This window comes from Pseudoalteromonas sp. HL-AS1 (assembly GCF_031198785.1).
Lineage (GTDB): Bacteria > Pseudomonadota > Gammaproteobacteria > Enterobacterales > Alteromonadaceae > Pseudoalteromonas > Pseudoalteromonas distincta.
Genome location: NZ_CP133570.1, coordinates 532,274 through 548,964, shown reverse-complemented (window position 1 = coordinate 548,964; position 16,691 = coordinate 532,274). Strand labels below are relative to the sequence as shown.

Below are 16,691 nucleotides of genomic sequence, written 5' to 3'. Positions count from 1 at the left end.
CTAAATTAGAAAACCGTGCTTTTTAAGTATTTAACTAACCTGAGCGCTGAAAATAGCTGCTTGAGATAGATTTATTATCCAGAGTTCAGGTTAGCTAGTTAAAGTGTGTAACTAAAACTTAGTTTTGTATTACGCTCTTCCCCTGGCATACCACCTAAAAACATCGCTTTTGAGTAATACTTTTTGTTGAACAAGTTATTTAAGTTTAACTGCATATGCCATTTATCAGTTGTATACGATACAGCTGTATCGTAAGTCGTATAACTTGGTACGTAACCATCAGGAATCGAAAACGAACTTGAATTAGTACTTCTGTTATCTACAAATGTAATACCACCACTTATATTTACAGCCTCAGGTAAATTAAACATATCTGCGTAGTAGGTTACCCATGTACTTGCTGTTACGTAAGGCACACCTTTTTGGCGTGTGTCGTAACTGCTGCTGTTAGGATTACTTTTGTCACGTGCATCTTGATAAATACCGTTTACGTTTACTTTCCATTTATCGTTCAAGTAAGCATTTAAATCAAGTTCAACACCTTTTGTTTGCTCTTTACCATCATAATAGCTTTCAGGTACATCTGAGCTTGATGTTAATGCGTCATAAAGTGGATTTGCATATTCTAAATTAGTACGAGAGCTTTCAAATATAACAACAGATGCGAGTAGTTGGTCATCAAATGCTTTAAATCTAAAGCCTAGGTCGTTACTTATAGACTCTGAATCTTGTCGGTCAGCTTCATTACCCGCCACAGAGCCTAATACACTATACGCTGTACGCCCTTTTGAATGATTTACAAATACAGATAAATCTTCAGATGGCTGATACGTTGCACCAAGGTTATACGTTAAGCCAGAATCTGATGTACTCGCTTCAGGTGTTGGCTCTGCACGGCTAGAACTGTAGCGCTCATCAACACCAAAGTGCTCATAAGTTTGCTCAATTCGGTTATACGCCACACCAATACGCGTTGTAAGTTCTTCAGTTATGTAACCAACATGTTGAATGCCTAAGCCCCATGCTTGTACTTTTTTATTGTAGTCACTTGTTTTAAGCGGATCGTAATCTTCAAAGTTACCGGTTGGCCAATTTGGTTCTCTTATATCGTAAATATACGGCAAAGAACCTTGGTACGTTACATCACCATCATTGTTTGTGAGTACGTAATCCTGATCCCATATTGAGAATTGTTTAAAACGAATATCTCTATCTTCGTAGTTGGCGTTAACTAGTAATTCGTTATCTACGTCGCCTAACATAAAGTCATAACGTAAATCTAAGAAGTACTGCCATGATTTTTCATCTGCTTCTACTTGGCGGTATTCTTGGCGGCGTGCTGCATACGGGTAAAGTACACCGTCTTCAACTAATGGAGCACGAGGGTCGTTATTAATTATTCCATCGCGTGTTGAATAGACGTAGTTATATGCACCTGTTTGGCGCGCAAAACTTGATGTGTAGTTACGGTACTGTAGCTGCTGGTTTAAAAACAAATCGTCAGTAATGTAATAGTTATGCGTTAATTTAAAACGCAGTTCTTCACCTTCGTTAGCATCAGCCATTGGTGAAATAATACCATTTGTGCCAAAGCTATAAGGTGTTAAGCCATCAGATGCTGACAATGAATTAGCAAGTTGGTCGCGTTGTGCATCACTTAACTGTACACCGCTTCCTGTCGGATCGTTTACTAAATCGGCACCAGTTACTTCACCCGCGCTTAAGCCATTTGCAGTTTCTGCATTGTAAATACGAATAGGGTGACCAATAGAATCAACCGCTATTTCATCTTTTATATAGGCTGCAGAAAGCATGATGTTTTGTCTGTCGTTTAGCACGTATTTAAGCGAGGTATAAATTTCGTCGCGATCTTCTTTTAAATCGTGAAAGCCGTCACTTGACGCTGTTTTAGCCATTACACGATAAGCTAAATCATCTGTTATAGCGTTAGTGCTATCAAACGATAATGAATAGCTATCCCACTGGCCAAGCTCAGCCGCAACTTTGTGTTTTTCTTCGAACTCGGGTTTTTTTTCAATTAGGTTAATTACGCCACCTGCACTACCAATGCCATATAAACCTGTTGCTGGGCCTTTTAAAACCTCAACAGATTCAACATTTGTAAGTGAACGAGTTGGGTTAAATGTATTACCCAGGCCTGCACCACCGTACATACCATCGTAGGTGTAGTTTGCATCTAAACCACGAATTACTAAGTTATCACCAATACCGTAATTATTACCTGCTTGTGTTAAGCCACTTACGTTTCTAACTAAATCTTGTAAGCTATCCACACCTTGAGATTCAATCAGTTCTCGGTCAATAATTACTACCGGTGCAGGTGTTTCCATTAAAGACATGTCTGATTTAGTAGCAAGACCAGAGCTCATCACCACACGGTTTTGCTTTTCGTATACGCTGATGCGTTCAATATCAGCATCAACTTGTGTATTTTGGGCAAATGCCACATTTGCATTTAAACAAGCAAGAGTAATAAGAGAGTACTTAAACGTTTTCATAGAGTGATAACTATTCGCGTTATTGAATTTGCGCGAATGATAATGGTTATTGTTTTTAAAGTGAATAGAAAGTTCATTTTATTTGATTAAATAAAACTGTTCGGATAATTAATAGACAAAAGCGAGTCTAATAGGGGGACGGTGACCCTTTTATGGCATATTCAAGATAGGTGAGAGTTTTATTAAGGCTGAGTAAACTCAGCCTTAATAGCGTGTATTTACAACTGGTTTTTATAAACAACACCTGCTTTCATTACAAAAGGTACTGCCTCTAAGGTTTTAATACTTTTAAGAGGATTTGCTTTTACCGCAATTATATCAGCTGCAAATCCGGTTTTAATTTGTCCTAACTGAGTATCCATTTTTAATAACTTAGCGCTATTAATAGTTGATGCTTGAATGGCTTGTAGTTCTGTCATGCCAAATTCAACCATGCGGCTAAACTGTTTTGCATTATCTCCGTGCGGGTAAATTGCTGCATCGGTACCGAACACCATTTTAACACCCGCTTTTACAGCACGGCTAAAGCTATCACGCTGCCTTTTAGAAACTTGGCGCTCTTTATTTAGGTTTTCTTCGTCTACGCCGTTTTGCTCGCCATAAGTTAGCGTATATTCGGTGTTATAAATATCCATAGAAAGCCAAGTTCCATGCTCTTTGGCAAGCGCTATGGCCTCGTCATCTAAAAAGCTGGCGTGTTCAACGCTATCAACACCTGCTTTAATGGCTGTTTTAATCCCGCTTGTACCGTGTGCATGAGCTGCAACAGGTAAATCTCGCATATGGGCTTCATCAACGATGGCTTTCATTTCTTCAAAAGAATACTGCTGTGCACCTACTTTAGTCCCTTTTGAAAATACTCCACCTGTGGCGCAAAACTTAATAGCATTTGCCCCGTATTTAATATTTTCGCGTACTTTTATACGCGCAGCCCATGGACCGTCTGCGACGCCACTTGAAGTATATTTAAGCTCAGGAGGTAATCGGTTGTTATCACAGTGCCCGCCAGTAATGCCGAGTGATGGGCCTGCAGCCCAAATACGAGGGCCAACTATGTCACCCGCATTTATGCCGTCACGCACGGCTATGACGCTGTAACCTTCTGCGCCAACATTACGTACTGTTGTAAATCCAGCTTCTAAGGTTTTTTTAGCAAAATGAGCCGCTTTAATCGCCATTCTAGGAACTGACTGGCCTAAACGTTCACTGCGCGGAACCGTAGGGTCGCTCGTTAAATGCACATGCATATCCATTAAACCTGGCATAAGGGTTAAATCAGGGAGTTGAATATGTTTATCATCTTTAGACAGCGTTGGTTTTTTATTTTGTTCAATGTTTGTAATTACGCCATCATCAATAGTAATTAAAGGGGATTTAATGAGTTTGCCATCTTTAACATCAACCATGGCTTTAGCTGATAGGTATGTAACTGCATGGGTATTAAAAGCGGTTAAGCAAAGTAAGGCAATAGAGGTGCTGAGTAGTTGTTTTTTCATTTTATTTTTCTTTTAAATCATATTTTAATTAATAGAAATGTAACAAGTTCAGATAAAAGTGCAAATTTAATACGATGAATGCAATCTATCGTAATTTCTTTATTAAGCACGCTTTAATGCGCATAATTAAGAAACGATATTAAAAAGGATTATCATGAAATCAATTAAATTAGCATTAGTTGCCAGTGGCGTTATGTTTGCTTTAAGTGGCTGTATGAATACTGAGCTTAGTACACACACTAATACCAGTACGCAGTTAAACACGGTTAACGCATCGGCAGGTATTGTTTCAGAGCTTTCGGCAGAGCAACAGCTCGATGTACTTGTTGCACAGTATTACGATGAATCGCTCACATATAGCCCTATCAGCGCAACGTACAATGGTCGTAACGAGTTTAACGATCAATTTACGCCTGAGATTTCAAAAGAAAATAGAGCTAAAAAAGCGGCTTTTTATAAAAAATATCAACAGCGTTTAAACTTTATAGATAAAGCACAGTTAACAGGGCAGTCGCTTTTAAGTTTTGAAATATTAGAGCGCGACCTTGCACTTAAATTAGAAGGCATGCAGTTTCCTGATTATTTACTACCAATAAATCAAATGGCGGGTGCGCATAACACCTTTGCAGGTTTTGGTTCAGGTCAAAGTGCTCAGCCGTTTAATACCGTTGAAGATTACACGGCTTTTATCTCGCGTAGCGAAGGTTTTGTAAAGTGGCTTGCAAGTGTAGAGCGTTCAATGGCGCAAGGCATCAAACTAGGTATTACGTTACCAAAACCACTTGCTGAAAAATTACAGCCACAATTTGCAGCTCATGTAGTTAAAAATCCAGAGGATTCACTATTTTGGGGACCAATTAAAAAATTACCAGAATCGTTTAGCGAACAACAAAAGCAAAAAATTACAGCGCAGTATCGTCAATTGATTATGCAGCACTTAGTACCGGCTTATAAAAGTATGAGTGACTTTTTAGCTAATCAATATATTCCTAATAGTCGAGAAAGCGTAGGTTACAGTGACTTACCAAACGGTAAAGCATGGTACGAATACCAAATTGAGAAAAACACGACGCTTAGCTTATCTGCAGACGAAATTCATGACATTGGTTTAAGTGAAGTGTCGCGCATTTTAAGCGAAATGAAAAAAGTAAAAGAAACCGTAGGCTTTAAAGGTGAGCTATCTGAATTTTTTGATCATTTACGTGATTCAGATGAATTTTACTACGACACGCCCGAGGAGTTAATTGCGGCATATGAAAACGTTAAGAAAAAAATAGATGCGCGTTTACCTCTACTTTTTAACATAGCACCCAAAGCACCTTACGTTGTAAAAGCGGTTGAAGCCTACAGAGCGCAGTCGGCAGCTGGAGCATCTTATGCATCTCCGGCACCTGATGGCTCTCGCCCTGGTATCTTTTATATCAATGCTTATAACTTAAAAGCGCAGCCTAAATTTTTACTTGAAACTTTATCGATTCACGAAGCAGCCCCGGGTCATCACTTTCAAATAGCACTTCAGCAAGAAATAGAGGGCTTACCTGATTTTCGTAAATTTGGTGGCTATACCGTGTTTGCAGAAGGTTGGGCGCTTTACGCAGAAAGCTTAGGTAAAGAGCTAGGCTTATTTACCGACCCTTATATGTGGTATGGACGTTTATCGGATGAGCAATTACGCGCAATGCGTTTAGTGCTTGATACTGGTTTTCATGCAAAAGGGTGGACGCGTCAACAAGGTATAGATTACATGCTTGCAAATTCATCTATGGCTAAAAGTGATGTAATTGCTGAAGTAGAGCGATATATTGCATGGCCAGGACAAGCGCTTTCTTACAAGTTAGGGCAATTTAAAATTCAAGAATTACGTGATTTTTCTAAAAAAGAACTCGGTGATAAATTTGATATTAAAGCGTTTCACACGCAAATATTAATTGATGGCGCATTACCAATGCCAATCCTTGAGGAAAAAATTAAACGTTGGGTTAAATCTCAAAGCTAATTTGTAGCGCCAAGCCAGTACTTTGAAAGGGTATTGGCTTTGCGCCATTTACAGCAATACGATAGAATGCGCGCTCTTTAGGGGGCACGAGTAAACTATGTTTGATCAACAATTAGCAAATACACAATTTTGGCTTAAAAAAAGCTTAAGCGACATGAGTCAAAACGAATGGGAAGCCATTTGTGATGGATGCGGAAAATGTTGTTTAAATACCTTTATTGATAGCGAAGATGAAGACGAATTTACAGCCACCGATCAGTTACGCGAAGGTGAGCAATTAATATTTACTAATATTGTATGTCAGTATCTTGATAACAACACCTGTGGTTGTAGCGAATATGAAAACCGCCAAACGCTTGTTCCTTCTTGTGTAAAACTCACAAAAGAAAACCTTAAAGACATCTTTTTTATGCCACAAAGCTGCAGTTACCGTCGTTTACATGAAGGTCGTGGTTTGGCTTCTTGGCATCCGTTATTAAATAATGGTGATAAAACAAAGATGCATGAGCTAGGTATTTCTGTAAAAGACAAAACAGTAAAAGATTGCGATGTAAAGCTCGACGACTTTGATTTGTACATTGCAGAATGGCCAACAAAGGACGTAGATTAATGAGTAAACAACAAGCCGTAATTGGTTTAATCAATCCTAAAAGCCCGACTAATGTTGGTGGTGTATTGCGAGCAGCTGGCTGTTATGACGCTAAACAAGTTTTTTTTACAGGCAATCGCTACTTAAATGCCAAAAAATTCCATACAGATACAAAAAATGTAGTGGAGCGTATTCCTTTAACCGAAACAGATAATTTAGAAGCAATAAAGCCACAAGGCGCAACGGTTGTGGTTATTGAGCTTATTGAAGGTGCAACACCTTTACCTGAGTTTAAACATCCTGAAAATGCATTTTATGTATTTGGGCCCGAAGATGGTTCTGTATCAAAAGACGTCTTAAAGTGGTGCGATGAGGTTGTTTATATTCCAACTATTGGCTGTATGAATTTAGCGGCAACCTGTAATGTAGTTTTGTATGACCGCTTGGCTAAATTAGGCGGCGTTGAGAGTAGTGACGATACTATTATTAGCTCTCGTGATACAAACAATAAAATGAGGTGGCAAAAAAGCTGATTAGTTAAGGTTTATTTGTGCAAAAGTGATAGTAGTAGCTAAACTTAAAAACACTATTAATCACAAATAGATACTAAAATGCGCTGGTTTTATTTTATATTATTGCTAACAACTAGTAATAGTTTTGCTGAAACATCGGTTGAGTATTTTCAAAATGGTACTCAACACACTTTAAATGGGCATTCCCATAAATCAGGGGTGCTCTATGAAGCTAAAAACTCCAAACAAACACTTCATCTAGCCACACTCGATTGGCCTCCCTATATTGGTAATAATGTATGTAATAAAGGCTGGGTTTATCAATTTTCAATTGCCTTGTTAAATAGTAAGGGCTACAGCGTATATATTGAATTTTTGCCTTGGGCAAGAGCGGTACGAAATGTAGAACTAGGCAGGGCTGACATACTAATGCCTGAATACTTTATAGAAGATACAGCCCCCTCCGATTATGTTGATGGTAAAACACGTCGAGAGTTACTCGGCTTATCTAATTCGTTTAAAGGTGGCGAAATTGCTTTTTTAAAAAGGAAAGGCGATACAGACCATTTCACAGGAAACTTGAACTCGCTCAAAGGGCTTAAGATTGGTGTTGTTCGAGGGTATCAAAATACGCCAGAGTTTGATGCCATGATGGACAATGGCGAGTTTAAAGTTATCACCTCTGTTGATGATTTACAGCTTGTTAAGCTACTGACTGCTAAGCGTGTTGATTTGGTTATAGGCGATCCTCAAGCTTTGAAATCATCTGTGGCTTACTCCTCTTTAACTAAACCTGAAAAACAGTCTTTGCTTTCTTCCATTGAGCAAGAAAGCATTCCTTTGCAATATAACTCGTGATATTTTGCCATTAGTAAGCGTGCGCATAATTGGCTTTTAGTATTAGAGGATATAAACGAAGGGCTTTATCAGTTTAATAACAGTGGCGAAATAGACCGAATTATTAGTGCGACCAACACGCAATGTGAATAACGTTACTGGAACGTTCCATAAGTGCGCTGACTAATTTATATTTAAACATGTAAAATCGTTTTCAACTTGTTAATGGAGTGAAAACGACGTGAGTGAAATAAATACAAACCAATCATTCGCGGTCAACGAACAGCCAAATAAAAATTATCTGTTTCCACTGACTGCAATGACGACCCTATTTTTTTTATGGGGTTTTATTACTGTTTTAAACGATGTACTAATACCACGCTTAAAAGGCGTATTTGATTTGAGCTTTTTTGAAGCGATGCTAGTACAGTTTTGCTTTTTTGGGGCTTACTTTATTGTTTCTATTCCTGCGGGGCTTTTAGTTAAGCAATTTGGTTACAAAAAAGGGATTTTAACTGGTTTAATTGTGGCTTCAATGGGGTGTATGTTGTTTTACCCTGCTGTTGTAGTACATGAATATTGGCTATTTTTAGGCGCTTTATTTGTACTTGCTGCAGGCGTAACAGTACTTCAGGTTTCTGCCAATCCTTATGTTGCTGCTCTTGGCAGCGAAAAAACAGCTTCTTCTCGTCTAAATTTAGCACAAGCACTTAATGCGCTTGGTACTACCGTTGGGCCTTATGTTGGTGGTTTATTATTTTTCGGTACTGCAGGTAGTTTAGCCGCATCTGCAGCAACTGCTGAATCTGTAAAAGTGCCTTATTTAATGCTTGCTGGCGCCTTATTACTTATCGCTATTGTATTTGCCTTTATAAAGCTTCCAGAAATTGAAGCCCACAAAGAGGAAAATAATACAGCAATTGAATCTCGTTCGTTAACGCAAGCACCGCACTTAACTATGGGTGTACTCGCTATATTTTGTTATGTAGGTGGAGAGGTTGCCATTGGTAGCTTTTTAGTTAACTACTTTGGTGAGGCGCACATAGCAGGGCTTGAAGAGCATACTGCGGCTGCACTTATTAGTTACTACTGGGGCGGGGCAATGGTAGGACGTTTTATTGGCTCTGTATTATTACAAAAGATTGCACCTTCTAAAGCTATAGCGTTTAATGCATTTAGTATTATTGCGCTATTATTGATCACTATTTTTACTCAAGGTGACGTAGCTTTATACTCAGTATTGGCAATTGGTTTATTTAACTCAATTATGTTCCCGACTATATTTTCAGTTGCAATCGAGCGACTAGGATCATTGACGAGCAAAGGTTCTGGCTGGTTATGTTTAGCAATTGTTGGTGGTGCACTTGTACCATTACTGCAAGGGTTTATAGCTGATACAGTAAATATACAGCAAAGCTTTTTTGTTCCAATGTTATGTTATGTATTTATTGCATGGTACGGTTTAAATGTTGTTCGCTTAGCAAATAAGTGGAAATAACAGACTATACAAGAGTGACTGAATACGTATTCAGTCACTTATAAAGCTACAGTTAATAGGAACGTTCCATAAAAAATAAATCTAGTCATTAATTATTTTAATATTAGCCAGTTACCCACCAAAGCCTATTTTTTTACAATCCTTTATTCTTATTTTTCATCAATAACCTAACTGTAAGTCTTTTTTACTAGGACATTTAGCTAAATTTTTGCTAAAACAGTAAGGCTAATAACGATAAATAATAAAAAGGATGTATATGCTTAACTCGTTGAAATTTACTTCCAAAGTGACTATTGCAGCCTCCTTAATTTTGGTTTTGGTGCTAGGATTATTTACTTTTAATAACTACATTGCGATGCGCAAGCAAACCGAGCAGCAGTTAAGCCTGGTATTGCAACAAAATTCCGAATCTGTTTCACAAAATATAGCGAGTTGGTTAAATGCAAAGTTGGCGATTGTAATATCAATTGCTAAAACCCATAAAGCGAATGATTCTAAAGCACTCACCCTTTCACAATTAAATACAGCAGAGCTTGCTGGAAGTTTTAAAAATACGTATATAGGTAAATCTAGCGGCACGTTTATATTAAACGATCAATCAGTTGTATTACCTCCAGATTTTGATGCGACTTCTCGTCCTTGGTATAAATTAGTCGAAAACAAATCAAATACCGCTTTTACAACTCCTTATATCGATGTGACCACTAACGAGCTTACAATTTCAGCGGTGGTACCCATGCTACAAAATGGCCAATTTAGTGGTGTTGCAGGTGCCGATATTGATATGCATACCGTGACAAAAATTATTAACGATATTGACTTTTTAGGACTCGGTTATGGTTTTTTACTCGATAACAAAGGCCAAGTGTTAAGCCATCCAAATGCTCAGTTAAACTTAAAAAATACATCAGACATCTTTGGTACCAATACACCTTTGCAAAGTGAGTTTACCCAGTACGAGATAAACGGAGAGTCTAAGCTTATTTCGTTTACAAAAATTAGTGGTATTGAAAACGTAGATTGGTACCTAGGTGTTGTTATAGATAAAAATAAAGCGTATGCCAGTGTATCGGCTTTTGGCCAAACTGCGGCTGTTTTTATGGTGATAGGAATTATCACTATTATAATTATGATGCAGCTTTTATTGCGCTACTTAATGCAGCCTATGAACCGTTTAAACGATGCTATTAAAGATATAGCACAAGGTGAAGGCGATTTAACAGGGCGCTTAACCGTTGAAAATGATGATGAATTTGGCGAATTAAGTCATTCATTTAATATTTTCATTGAAAAGATTCAACACTCAATAGAACATGTAAAAAGCACCACAGAGCAATTAGATACAGCTATTGAGAGTTTGGTATCACAAACACATTTTTCGCTGTCTATGTATGATGATCAAAGTAAACGAACCGATAGTGTTGCAGCGGCTATCAACCAGTTTTCAGCTACATTAATGGATATTTCAAGTAATGCAGAGAGTGCATCGCAGCTTGCTAAAAATGCAGATGAACATTCAACACAAAACCAAGAAGCATTAAGCCACAGTGTTGCAACTATCCACCAGCTCTCGGGTAATATGGAAAAAGCTCAGCAAACTATAAACAGTTTAAATACGCATACAGCCAGTATTGGCCAAGTGCTTGAAGTTATTAAAGGTGTAAGTGAACAAACGAATTTATTGGCACTTAATGCTGCAATTGAGGCTGCTAGAGCAGGAGAGGCGGGACGCGGTTTTGCCGTTGTAGCAGATGAAGTTCGCCAATTAGCGCACCGCACTCAACAGTCAACGCAAGAGATTGAAGACACGGTTAGTCAGTTGCAAAAAGGCTCAAACCTTGCTGTAGAGCTTATGAAAACAAGTCTTGAAGGCAGTGAAAAAAGCGTGCAACAAGCCGATGCTGTTGGCAATTTAATGAGCCATGTTATACAAGCGATTCAACAAATTAACGATGCAAATCACTCTGTGGCCACTGCAACAGATGAGCAAAACCAAGTTGTTAAGTTATTAGATACAGATATTCAAACAATTAATTCGCTTTGTATACAAGGCAAGGCCAACTTAAATGACACGCTTGACGAATGTACCAAACTAAAACAACAGTTTAGTGCTTTAGAAAATATGGTTCAAAAGTTTAAAGTATAAAATTAATGACTAAAAAAAATGTGAATAAACCAAATTAGCTCAGTCTGATAAATATCGACAGTGTTTATAGCTCATACATGCAACGCAAAGCGTTTTCTTTATTTACCATGATTGGGATTTCAATTGTGTTGATCGCAGTATTAGTGTTTTTTAATTATAAGCTTTATTCGCCACTACTGACCGCTTCATTAATTATCGTTAACATTACAAATATAAGCTGTTCTATCTATTTTATAAAAACGGGTAATCTGCAAGTTGTGGCATTAATAAGTATGAGCATTGTGTGCATGATGTTTGTTGCACTTGTTTATACCGGCGGTAAAGATAATACCGCGCTATATTGGCTAATGTTTTATCCTGTCGTAACGTTTGCATCTTTAGGGGTTAGACTAGGTGCTTGGTTAGGCTGTACCTTACTGTTTTCTTGTATTGTTATTTTATACGGCCCTGATTTTGGTCAAGTTAGCTATGGCGACGTAGAAAAAACACGATTTATAGCGTCCTTTTCTATGGTGTTTTTATTCTCATTTATTGGTGAGTATTTTAGGCATAAAAGCCACATGGCTATTGCCGATATTACGCTAGAGCAAAAACAAGATGCTTATACCGACCCCCTTACTGGTATAGCAAACAGACGTTTCATTACCTCTCATTTTTTAAAGCTTGCCCAAACACGCCCAGAGCAGTACTTACCTTTTTCAATTTTGTTAATTGATTTAGATAACTTCAAATCTTTAAACGATACGCATGGTCACGATTTTGGTGATACGGTATTGATTGAATTTACCAAGCTCCTTGAATCTCAGTTTTTGGCAACTGCGTTAAAGGCCCGTTATGGCGGTGAGGAGTTTGTTGTTATTTTACCGCAGGTTACTGTTGCTACAGCCACTGTAATAGCAAACAAATTTCGAGAGACTGTTGCAGGACACGTTATATTTACTGATGACAAGCAGCGTATTTCAATCACCTGTAGTATTGGTATTTCCCAAGTAAATAAAGTAACTGATTATGATGATTCGTTAAAACAAGCTGATGAAGCTCTTTATAGTGCAAAGGCTGCTGGTCGTAATAGTGTCGTCTCGAACTAGTTGAAGGATTAATATGTCTCAAAGTAAATTAATATATGTTCATGACCCAATGTGTAGCTGGTGTTGGGGTTACTCACCAACCTGGCTTAAGCTAAAATCAGAGCTTGCTGGTAAAGTAGCAATTGAATATAAAGTAGGTGGATTAGCACCTGATAGCCAAGACCCAATGCCGCAAAATATGAAAGAGATGCTTGAGGGTACTTGGCATAAAATTTCAGCGCAGTTAGGTACGCAATTTAATTATAACTTTTGGCGCGATTGCCAGCCAAGGCGTTCAACGTATCCCGCATGTAGAGCCGCACTTATAGCGCGTAAAGCGGATAAAGAAGCTCAAATGGTGGCTGCAATTCAAAATGCTTATTACCTAAATGCGCAAAACCCGTCAGATGAAAGTACATTAATTAGTTTGGCTGAAAAAATTGGCTTAGATAAAAATGAGTTTACCGCGCAGCTAACGTCAAGCGAGCTTAATGATGAATTTAAAGCTGAGTTATCCTTTGTTCGTACACTACCAATCCAAGGTTTTCCCTCACTAGTGCTTATTAAAGGTAATAAAGCATACCCAATTGAAATAAATTACACCGATTGGCATTATTCCCTTAATCAAATTAATTCAATTTTAAAATAATCCAGCCTGTTTATAGGGCATTTGGCTAACAAATGCTCTTATCATCTTAAAAACCCCCTCGTAAGTCTTAATTATTACCACTGTCATAAAAGCGACTTTTTTGCGCAACATCCTTGTCATGTTTCATCTATAAACTCCTGCTCATTGAAATTATTAAGTCATAAATTATTTATATAACAAAGTTTATGACCTAAAAAAACAAACTAGCAAATCCGCTAACTAACGAGTAAAGGTGTATGCGATGAAAGGCGTTAAACCATTAATCTTAGCTGGTATTGTGGCCGCAAGTGCAGCAGTACACGCAAACGATTTAGATAAGGTTATTGATAAAAGTAGTGAAATTAATAAATCAGCTGCGCAATCACAAACAAAAATAGACAAGATTGCAGATTCAATGCAAGGACGTTTACAGCAATTTAAAACCCTCAATAAAGAAATTGACGGTTTAGCTGTTTACAACGCTCAGCTAACTAAACAGTTAAATAATCAAGTAGAAGAGATGGAATCTTTAAACCTGTCTATGGATCAGGTTTCTATTATTGAACGTCAAATTACGCCGCTAATGCTTAGAATGATTGAAGGCCTTGAGCAGTTTGTATCTTTAGATATTCCATTTTTAGCTGATGAGCGCACTAAGCGTGTTACATCTTTAAATGAAATGATGAATCGTGCTGATATCAATTCAAGTGAAAAATTTCGCCGTGTACTTGAAGCCTATCAAGTAGAAGTAGACTACGGGCGCACTATTGAAGCCTATACCGCACTTTTAAACGTGGATGACAAAGAGCGTGAAGTCGATTTTTTACGCATTGGCCGTTTAGAGCTTATTTACTTAACACGCGATGGTAAAAAAGCAGGTAGTTGGAATGCAGATACAAAATCATTTGAAGCATTACCAGACTCTACAATAAGCCAAATTAATAAAGGCTTACGTATTGCGCGTAAGCAACTTGCCCCAGATATGTTAACTCTGCCAGTACATGCAGCAGAATAAGAGGTTAAAAATGAAATTGTTTACTCAAATGACAAAAATAGCTCTTTTTGCTGCAAGCCTAAGCATTACTGGTGCAAGTATAGCGGCAGAGCCAATGAACTTAGATTCATTACTTAAAACGCTCGAAAATGGTCAATCAGCTCAAAGCGAGCAAAATAAGCAGCGCGAACAAGAGTTTACTGCTCGTCAAAACGAGCAAGTACAAACGCTTAAAAATATCCAAGCAAAGCGTAATCAAATGCTGGTGGAATCTGAGCGCTTAGAAACGCAGTTTGAAGAAAATGAAGTAAAACTTGCTAACTTAACAGACACGCTTTCTAAACGAATGGGTTCCCTTAAAGAATTGTTTGGCGTGTTACAGCAAGTAGCAGGTGATTCTAGTAATAAGTTTGCGACATCAATTATATCTTCCCAGATTGCTGGGCGTAGTACGTTTATGGATGACCTTGCTCAAAAGATGGGGTCAACTTCAAAACTTGCTTCAATAGAAGATATTGAAAAAGTATGGTTTGAACTACAACGCGAAATGACCGAGCAAGGCAAAGTAAGTCGTTTTAATGCAAGTGTTATTGTTGAAGGCGGTACTAAAGCACAGCAAGAAGTTGTGCGAGTGGGCGCATTTAACCTTATATCAAACGGTAAATATTTAGAGTTTAATTCCTCGACTAATTCTTTGAGTGAATTAACACGCCAACCTGTATCGCGTTTTACTGCAACAGCAGAAGAGCTACAAAATACTAAAAGCGGTGTGGTGCAATTTGCACTTGACCCAACAGGTGGATCTATTCTTGGTTTATTAGTTCAAGCACCCGATACACAAGAGCGTGTTCATCAAGGTGGGACCGTTGGTTATGTGATTTTAGGCGTGGGTGTTATTGCACTTCTTATATCACTGGAGCGTTTTTTCTCATTATTGGTTATGGGCGGTAAAATTCGTCGTCAACTTAAAGATACAGTTGCACGTGATGACAATCCGCTTGGACGTGTAATGAAAGTAAAAGATCAATTTCCGAGTGTTTCACACGACACACTTGAGCTTAAATTAAGTGAAGCTATTTTACGTGAAATGCCAAAAGTGACGCGTAATTTAACACTGATTAAAATCATCTCTGTTGTTGCACCGCTTTTAGGTTTATTGGGTACGGTAACAGGCATGATCAATACATTCCAAGCAATCACCTTATTTGGTACTGGGGATCCTAAGCTTATGGCGGGTGGTATTTCTCAAGCGCTAGTAACAACGGTATTGGGCTTAGTGGTCGCCATACCAACGGTATTTTTATACACCTTACTTAATACGCGCGCTAAAAATATTTTGTTAACTATTCAAGAGCAGAGCGCCGGTATTATCGCAGAGCGTAGCGAGAAGGGAGCATAAACCATGGTGCTATTGATTGATTCAATCAATGCTATCCGTGATTTTCTCGACACTGGTGGCCAAGTACTCTTGGTCATCGGGGTGTTAATCTTCGCGATGTGGTTATTGATACTCGAGCGATTTATTTACTTTTTCAACGGTTTTCGAAGCTATAAACAGGGTGTGAAAACCGATTGGATTAACCGTGCAGAACGTAATAGTTGGAACGCAGAGCAAATACGCGAAGCAATAATATCGCGAGCAGGTATGCGCTTAAACACCAACCTTTCTTTGATTAATGTGATGGTTGCTTTGTGCCCACTACTTGGTTTGTTAGGCACTGTAACGGGCATGATAGAAGTGTTTGATGTAATGGCAATTACCGGCACAGGGAGTGCGCGTTCAATGGCGTCAGGGGTATCTAAAGCGACTATTCCGACAATGGCAGGCATGGTAGGTGCGTTATCTGGGGTATTTGCCTCAACGTATTTACAAAGAAAAGCTAAGCGCGAAGTAGAACTACTACAAGACAGCATGGTTTTAGACCATTAAGCAAAATTTTGATGAGCGGCTCTTATAAAGCCGCTCATCCTAGGAGAATAAAAATGAGAGCCCCGTTAGGAAACCTATTTCAAGAAGACGAAGCTGAAGAAATAAACATGACCCCAATGCTAGACGTTGTATTTATCATGCTTATTTTCTTTATTGTAACTGCCTCTTTTGTTAAAGAAGCCGGTATTGATGTTAACCGCCCTGAAGCCGCAACAGCGGTTAAAAAAGAGCGTGCAAATATCCTGGTCGCAATTTCAGACACAGGTGAGATTTGGATTAATAAACGTCAAATTGATGTACGCGCAGTACAAGCCAATATCGAGCGTTTAAAAGCAGAAAATCCACAAGGTAGCGTTGTGATTCAAGCGGATAAAAAAGCCACTACCGAAATGTTAATAAAGGTGATGGATGCCTCGCGCGCGGCGGGCGCATTTGATGTATCAATTGCCGCACAAGATGCGTCTTAAGGGCTAGTTATG

13 protein-coding genes and 1 pseudogene are annotated in these 16,691 nt (G+C 38.4%); 12 read left to right on the top strand and 2 right to left on the bottom strand.

Annotation, left to right across the window (positions count from 1 at the left end):
- Window positions 1-98: 98 nt before the first annotated feature.
- On the bottom strand, window positions 99-2,519 hold the full coding sequence (locus RB214_RS19330; RefSeq protein ID WP_309169181.1) for a TonB-dependent receptor domain-containing protein: 2,421 nt from the start codon (window positions 2,517-2,519) through the stop codon (window positions 99-101).
- 218 nt (window positions 2,520-2,737) lie between these two features.
- Entirely contained in the window at window positions 2,738-4,015 is a 1,278-nt protein-coding gene (locus RB214_RS19325) for an amidohydrolase family protein (RefSeq protein ID WP_309169180.1), read from the bottom strand.
- Window positions 4,016-4,169: 154 nt separating this feature from the next.
- Between RB214_RS19325 and RB214_RS19320 the strand changes: the two genes are divergently transcribed.
- The 12 genes and pseudogenes from RB214_RS19320 (at window position 4,170) to RB214_RS19265 (ending at window position 16,679) form a co-directional block, all read left to right on the top strand.
- A complete protein-coding gene (locus RB214_RS19320; protein ID WP_309169179.1) occupies window positions 4,170-6,011 on the top strand; it encodes a DUF885 domain-containing protein in 1,842 nt (613 codons plus the stop codon).
- Window positions 6,012-6,108: 97 nt separating this feature from the next.
- Window positions 6,109-6,621: a YcgN family cysteine cluster protein gene (locus tag RB214_RS19315; RefSeq protein WP_004334734.1), complete on the top strand. Its 513-nt coding sequence runs from the start codon at window positions 6,109-6,111 to the stop codon at window positions 6,619-6,621.
- Complete coding sequence (locus RB214_RS19310; RefSeq protein WP_024595017.1) at window positions 6,621-7,133, top strand: RNA methyltransferase; 513 nt, start codon at window positions 6,621-6,623, stop codon at window positions 7,131-7,133. Before RB214_RS19315 ends, RB214_RS19310 begins: the two co-directional genes overlap by 1 nt.
- 78 nt (window positions 7,134-7,211) lie before the next feature.
- Window positions 7,212-8,102 (top strand): annotated as a pseudogene (locus RB214_RS19305) (substrate-binding periplasmic protein).
- Between the two features lie 88 nt (window positions 8,103-8,190).
- Window positions 8,191-9,447, top strand: a complete 1,257-nt coding sequence (locus RB214_RS19300) for a sugar MFS transporter (RefSeq protein ID WP_165742650.1) — start codon at window positions 8,191-8,193, stop codon at window positions 9,445-9,447.
- Window positions 9,448-9,703: 256 nt separating this feature from the next.
- Window positions 9,704-11,593, top strand: a complete 1,890-nt coding sequence (locus RB214_RS19295) for a methyl-accepting chemotaxis protein (RefSeq protein ID WP_309169178.1) — start codon at window positions 9,704-9,706, stop codon at window positions 11,591-11,593.
- A 44-nt stretch (window positions 11,594-11,637) separates the two neighbouring features.
- A complete protein-coding gene (locus RB214_RS19290; RefSeq protein WP_309169465.1) occupies window positions 11,638-12,681 on the top strand; it encodes a GGDEF domain-containing protein in 1,044 nt (347 codons plus the stop codon).
- Between the two features lie 13 nt (window positions 12,682-12,694).
- Window positions 12,695-13,309 (top strand): DsbA family protein, encoded by a 615-nt coding sequence (locus tag RB214_RS19285; RefSeq protein ID WP_024591046.1) that lies wholly within the window; start codon window positions 12,695-12,697, stop codon window positions 13,307-13,309.
- Window positions 13,310-13,550: 241 nt separating this feature from the next.
- Window positions 13,551-14,303: a DUF3450 domain-containing protein gene (locus RB214_RS19280; RefSeq protein WP_008169959.1), complete on the top strand. Its 753-nt coding sequence runs from the start codon at window positions 13,551-13,553 to the stop codon at window positions 14,301-14,303.
- 10 nt (window positions 14,304-14,313) lie between these two features.
- A complete protein-coding gene (locus RB214_RS19275) occupies window positions 14,314-15,681 on the top strand; it encodes a MotA/TolQ/ExbB proton channel family protein (protein WP_309169176.1) in 1,368 nt (455 codons plus the stop codon).
- 3 nt (window positions 15,682-15,684) lie between these two features.
- Window positions 15,685-16,212: a MotA/TolQ/ExbB proton channel family protein gene (locus RB214_RS19270; RefSeq protein WP_166420857.1), complete on the top strand. Its 528-nt coding sequence runs from the start codon at window positions 15,685-15,687 to the stop codon at window positions 16,210-16,212.
- Between the two features lie 53 nt (window positions 16,213-16,265).
- Complete coding sequence (locus RB214_RS19265) at window positions 16,266-16,679, top strand: biopolymer transporter ExbD (protein WP_004334764.1); 414 nt, start codon at window positions 16,266-16,268, stop codon at window positions 16,677-16,679.
- The last annotated feature ends 12 nt before the right edge of the window (window positions 16,680-16,691 follow it).

Excerpts from the sequence above, each read along its gene's own strand:
- RB214_RS19330 (WP_309169181.1), bottom strand. The coding sequence starts at position 2,519 with ATGAAAACGTTTAAGTACTCTCTTATTACTCTTGCTTGTTTAAATGCA.
- RB214_RS19325 (WP_309169180.1), bottom strand. The coding sequence starts at position 4,015 with ATGAAAAAACAACTACTCAGCACCTCTATTGCCTTACTTTGCTTAACC.
- RB214_RS19320 (WP_309169179.1), top strand. The coding sequence starts at position 4,170 with ATGAAATCAATTAAATTAGCATTAGTTGCCAGTGGCGTTATGTTTGCT.
- RB214_RS19315 (WP_004334734.1), top strand. The coding sequence starts at position 6,109 with ATGTTTGATCAACAATTAGCAAATACACAATTTTGGCTTAAAAAAAGC.
- RB214_RS19310 (WP_024595017.1), top strand. The coding sequence starts at position 6,621 with ATGAGTAAACAACAAGCCGTAATTGGTTTAATCAATCCTAAAAGCCCG.
- RB214_RS19295 (WP_309169178.1), top strand. The coding sequence starts at position 9,704 with ATGCTTAACTCGTTGAAATTTACTTCCAAAGTGACTATTGCAGCCTCC.
- RB214_RS19285 (WP_024591046.1), top strand. The coding sequence starts at position 12,695 with ATGTCTCAAAGTAAATTAATATATGTTCATGACCCAATGTGTAGCTGG.
- RB214_RS19280 (WP_008169959.1), top strand. The coding sequence starts at position 13,551 with ATGAAAGGCGTTAAACCATTAATCTTAGCTGGTATTGTGGCCGCAAGT.
- RB214_RS19275 (WP_309169176.1), top strand. The coding sequence starts at position 14,314 with ATGAAATTGTTTACTCAAATGACAAAAATAGCTCTTTTTGCTGCAAGC.
- RB214_RS19270 (WP_166420857.1), top strand. The coding sequence starts at position 15,685 with ATGGTGCTATTGATTGATTCAATCAATGCTATCCGTGATTTTCTCGAC.
- RB214_RS19265 (WP_004334764.1), top strand. The coding sequence starts at position 16,266 with ATGAGAGCCCCGTTAGGAAACCTATTTCAAGAAGACGAAGCTGAAGAA.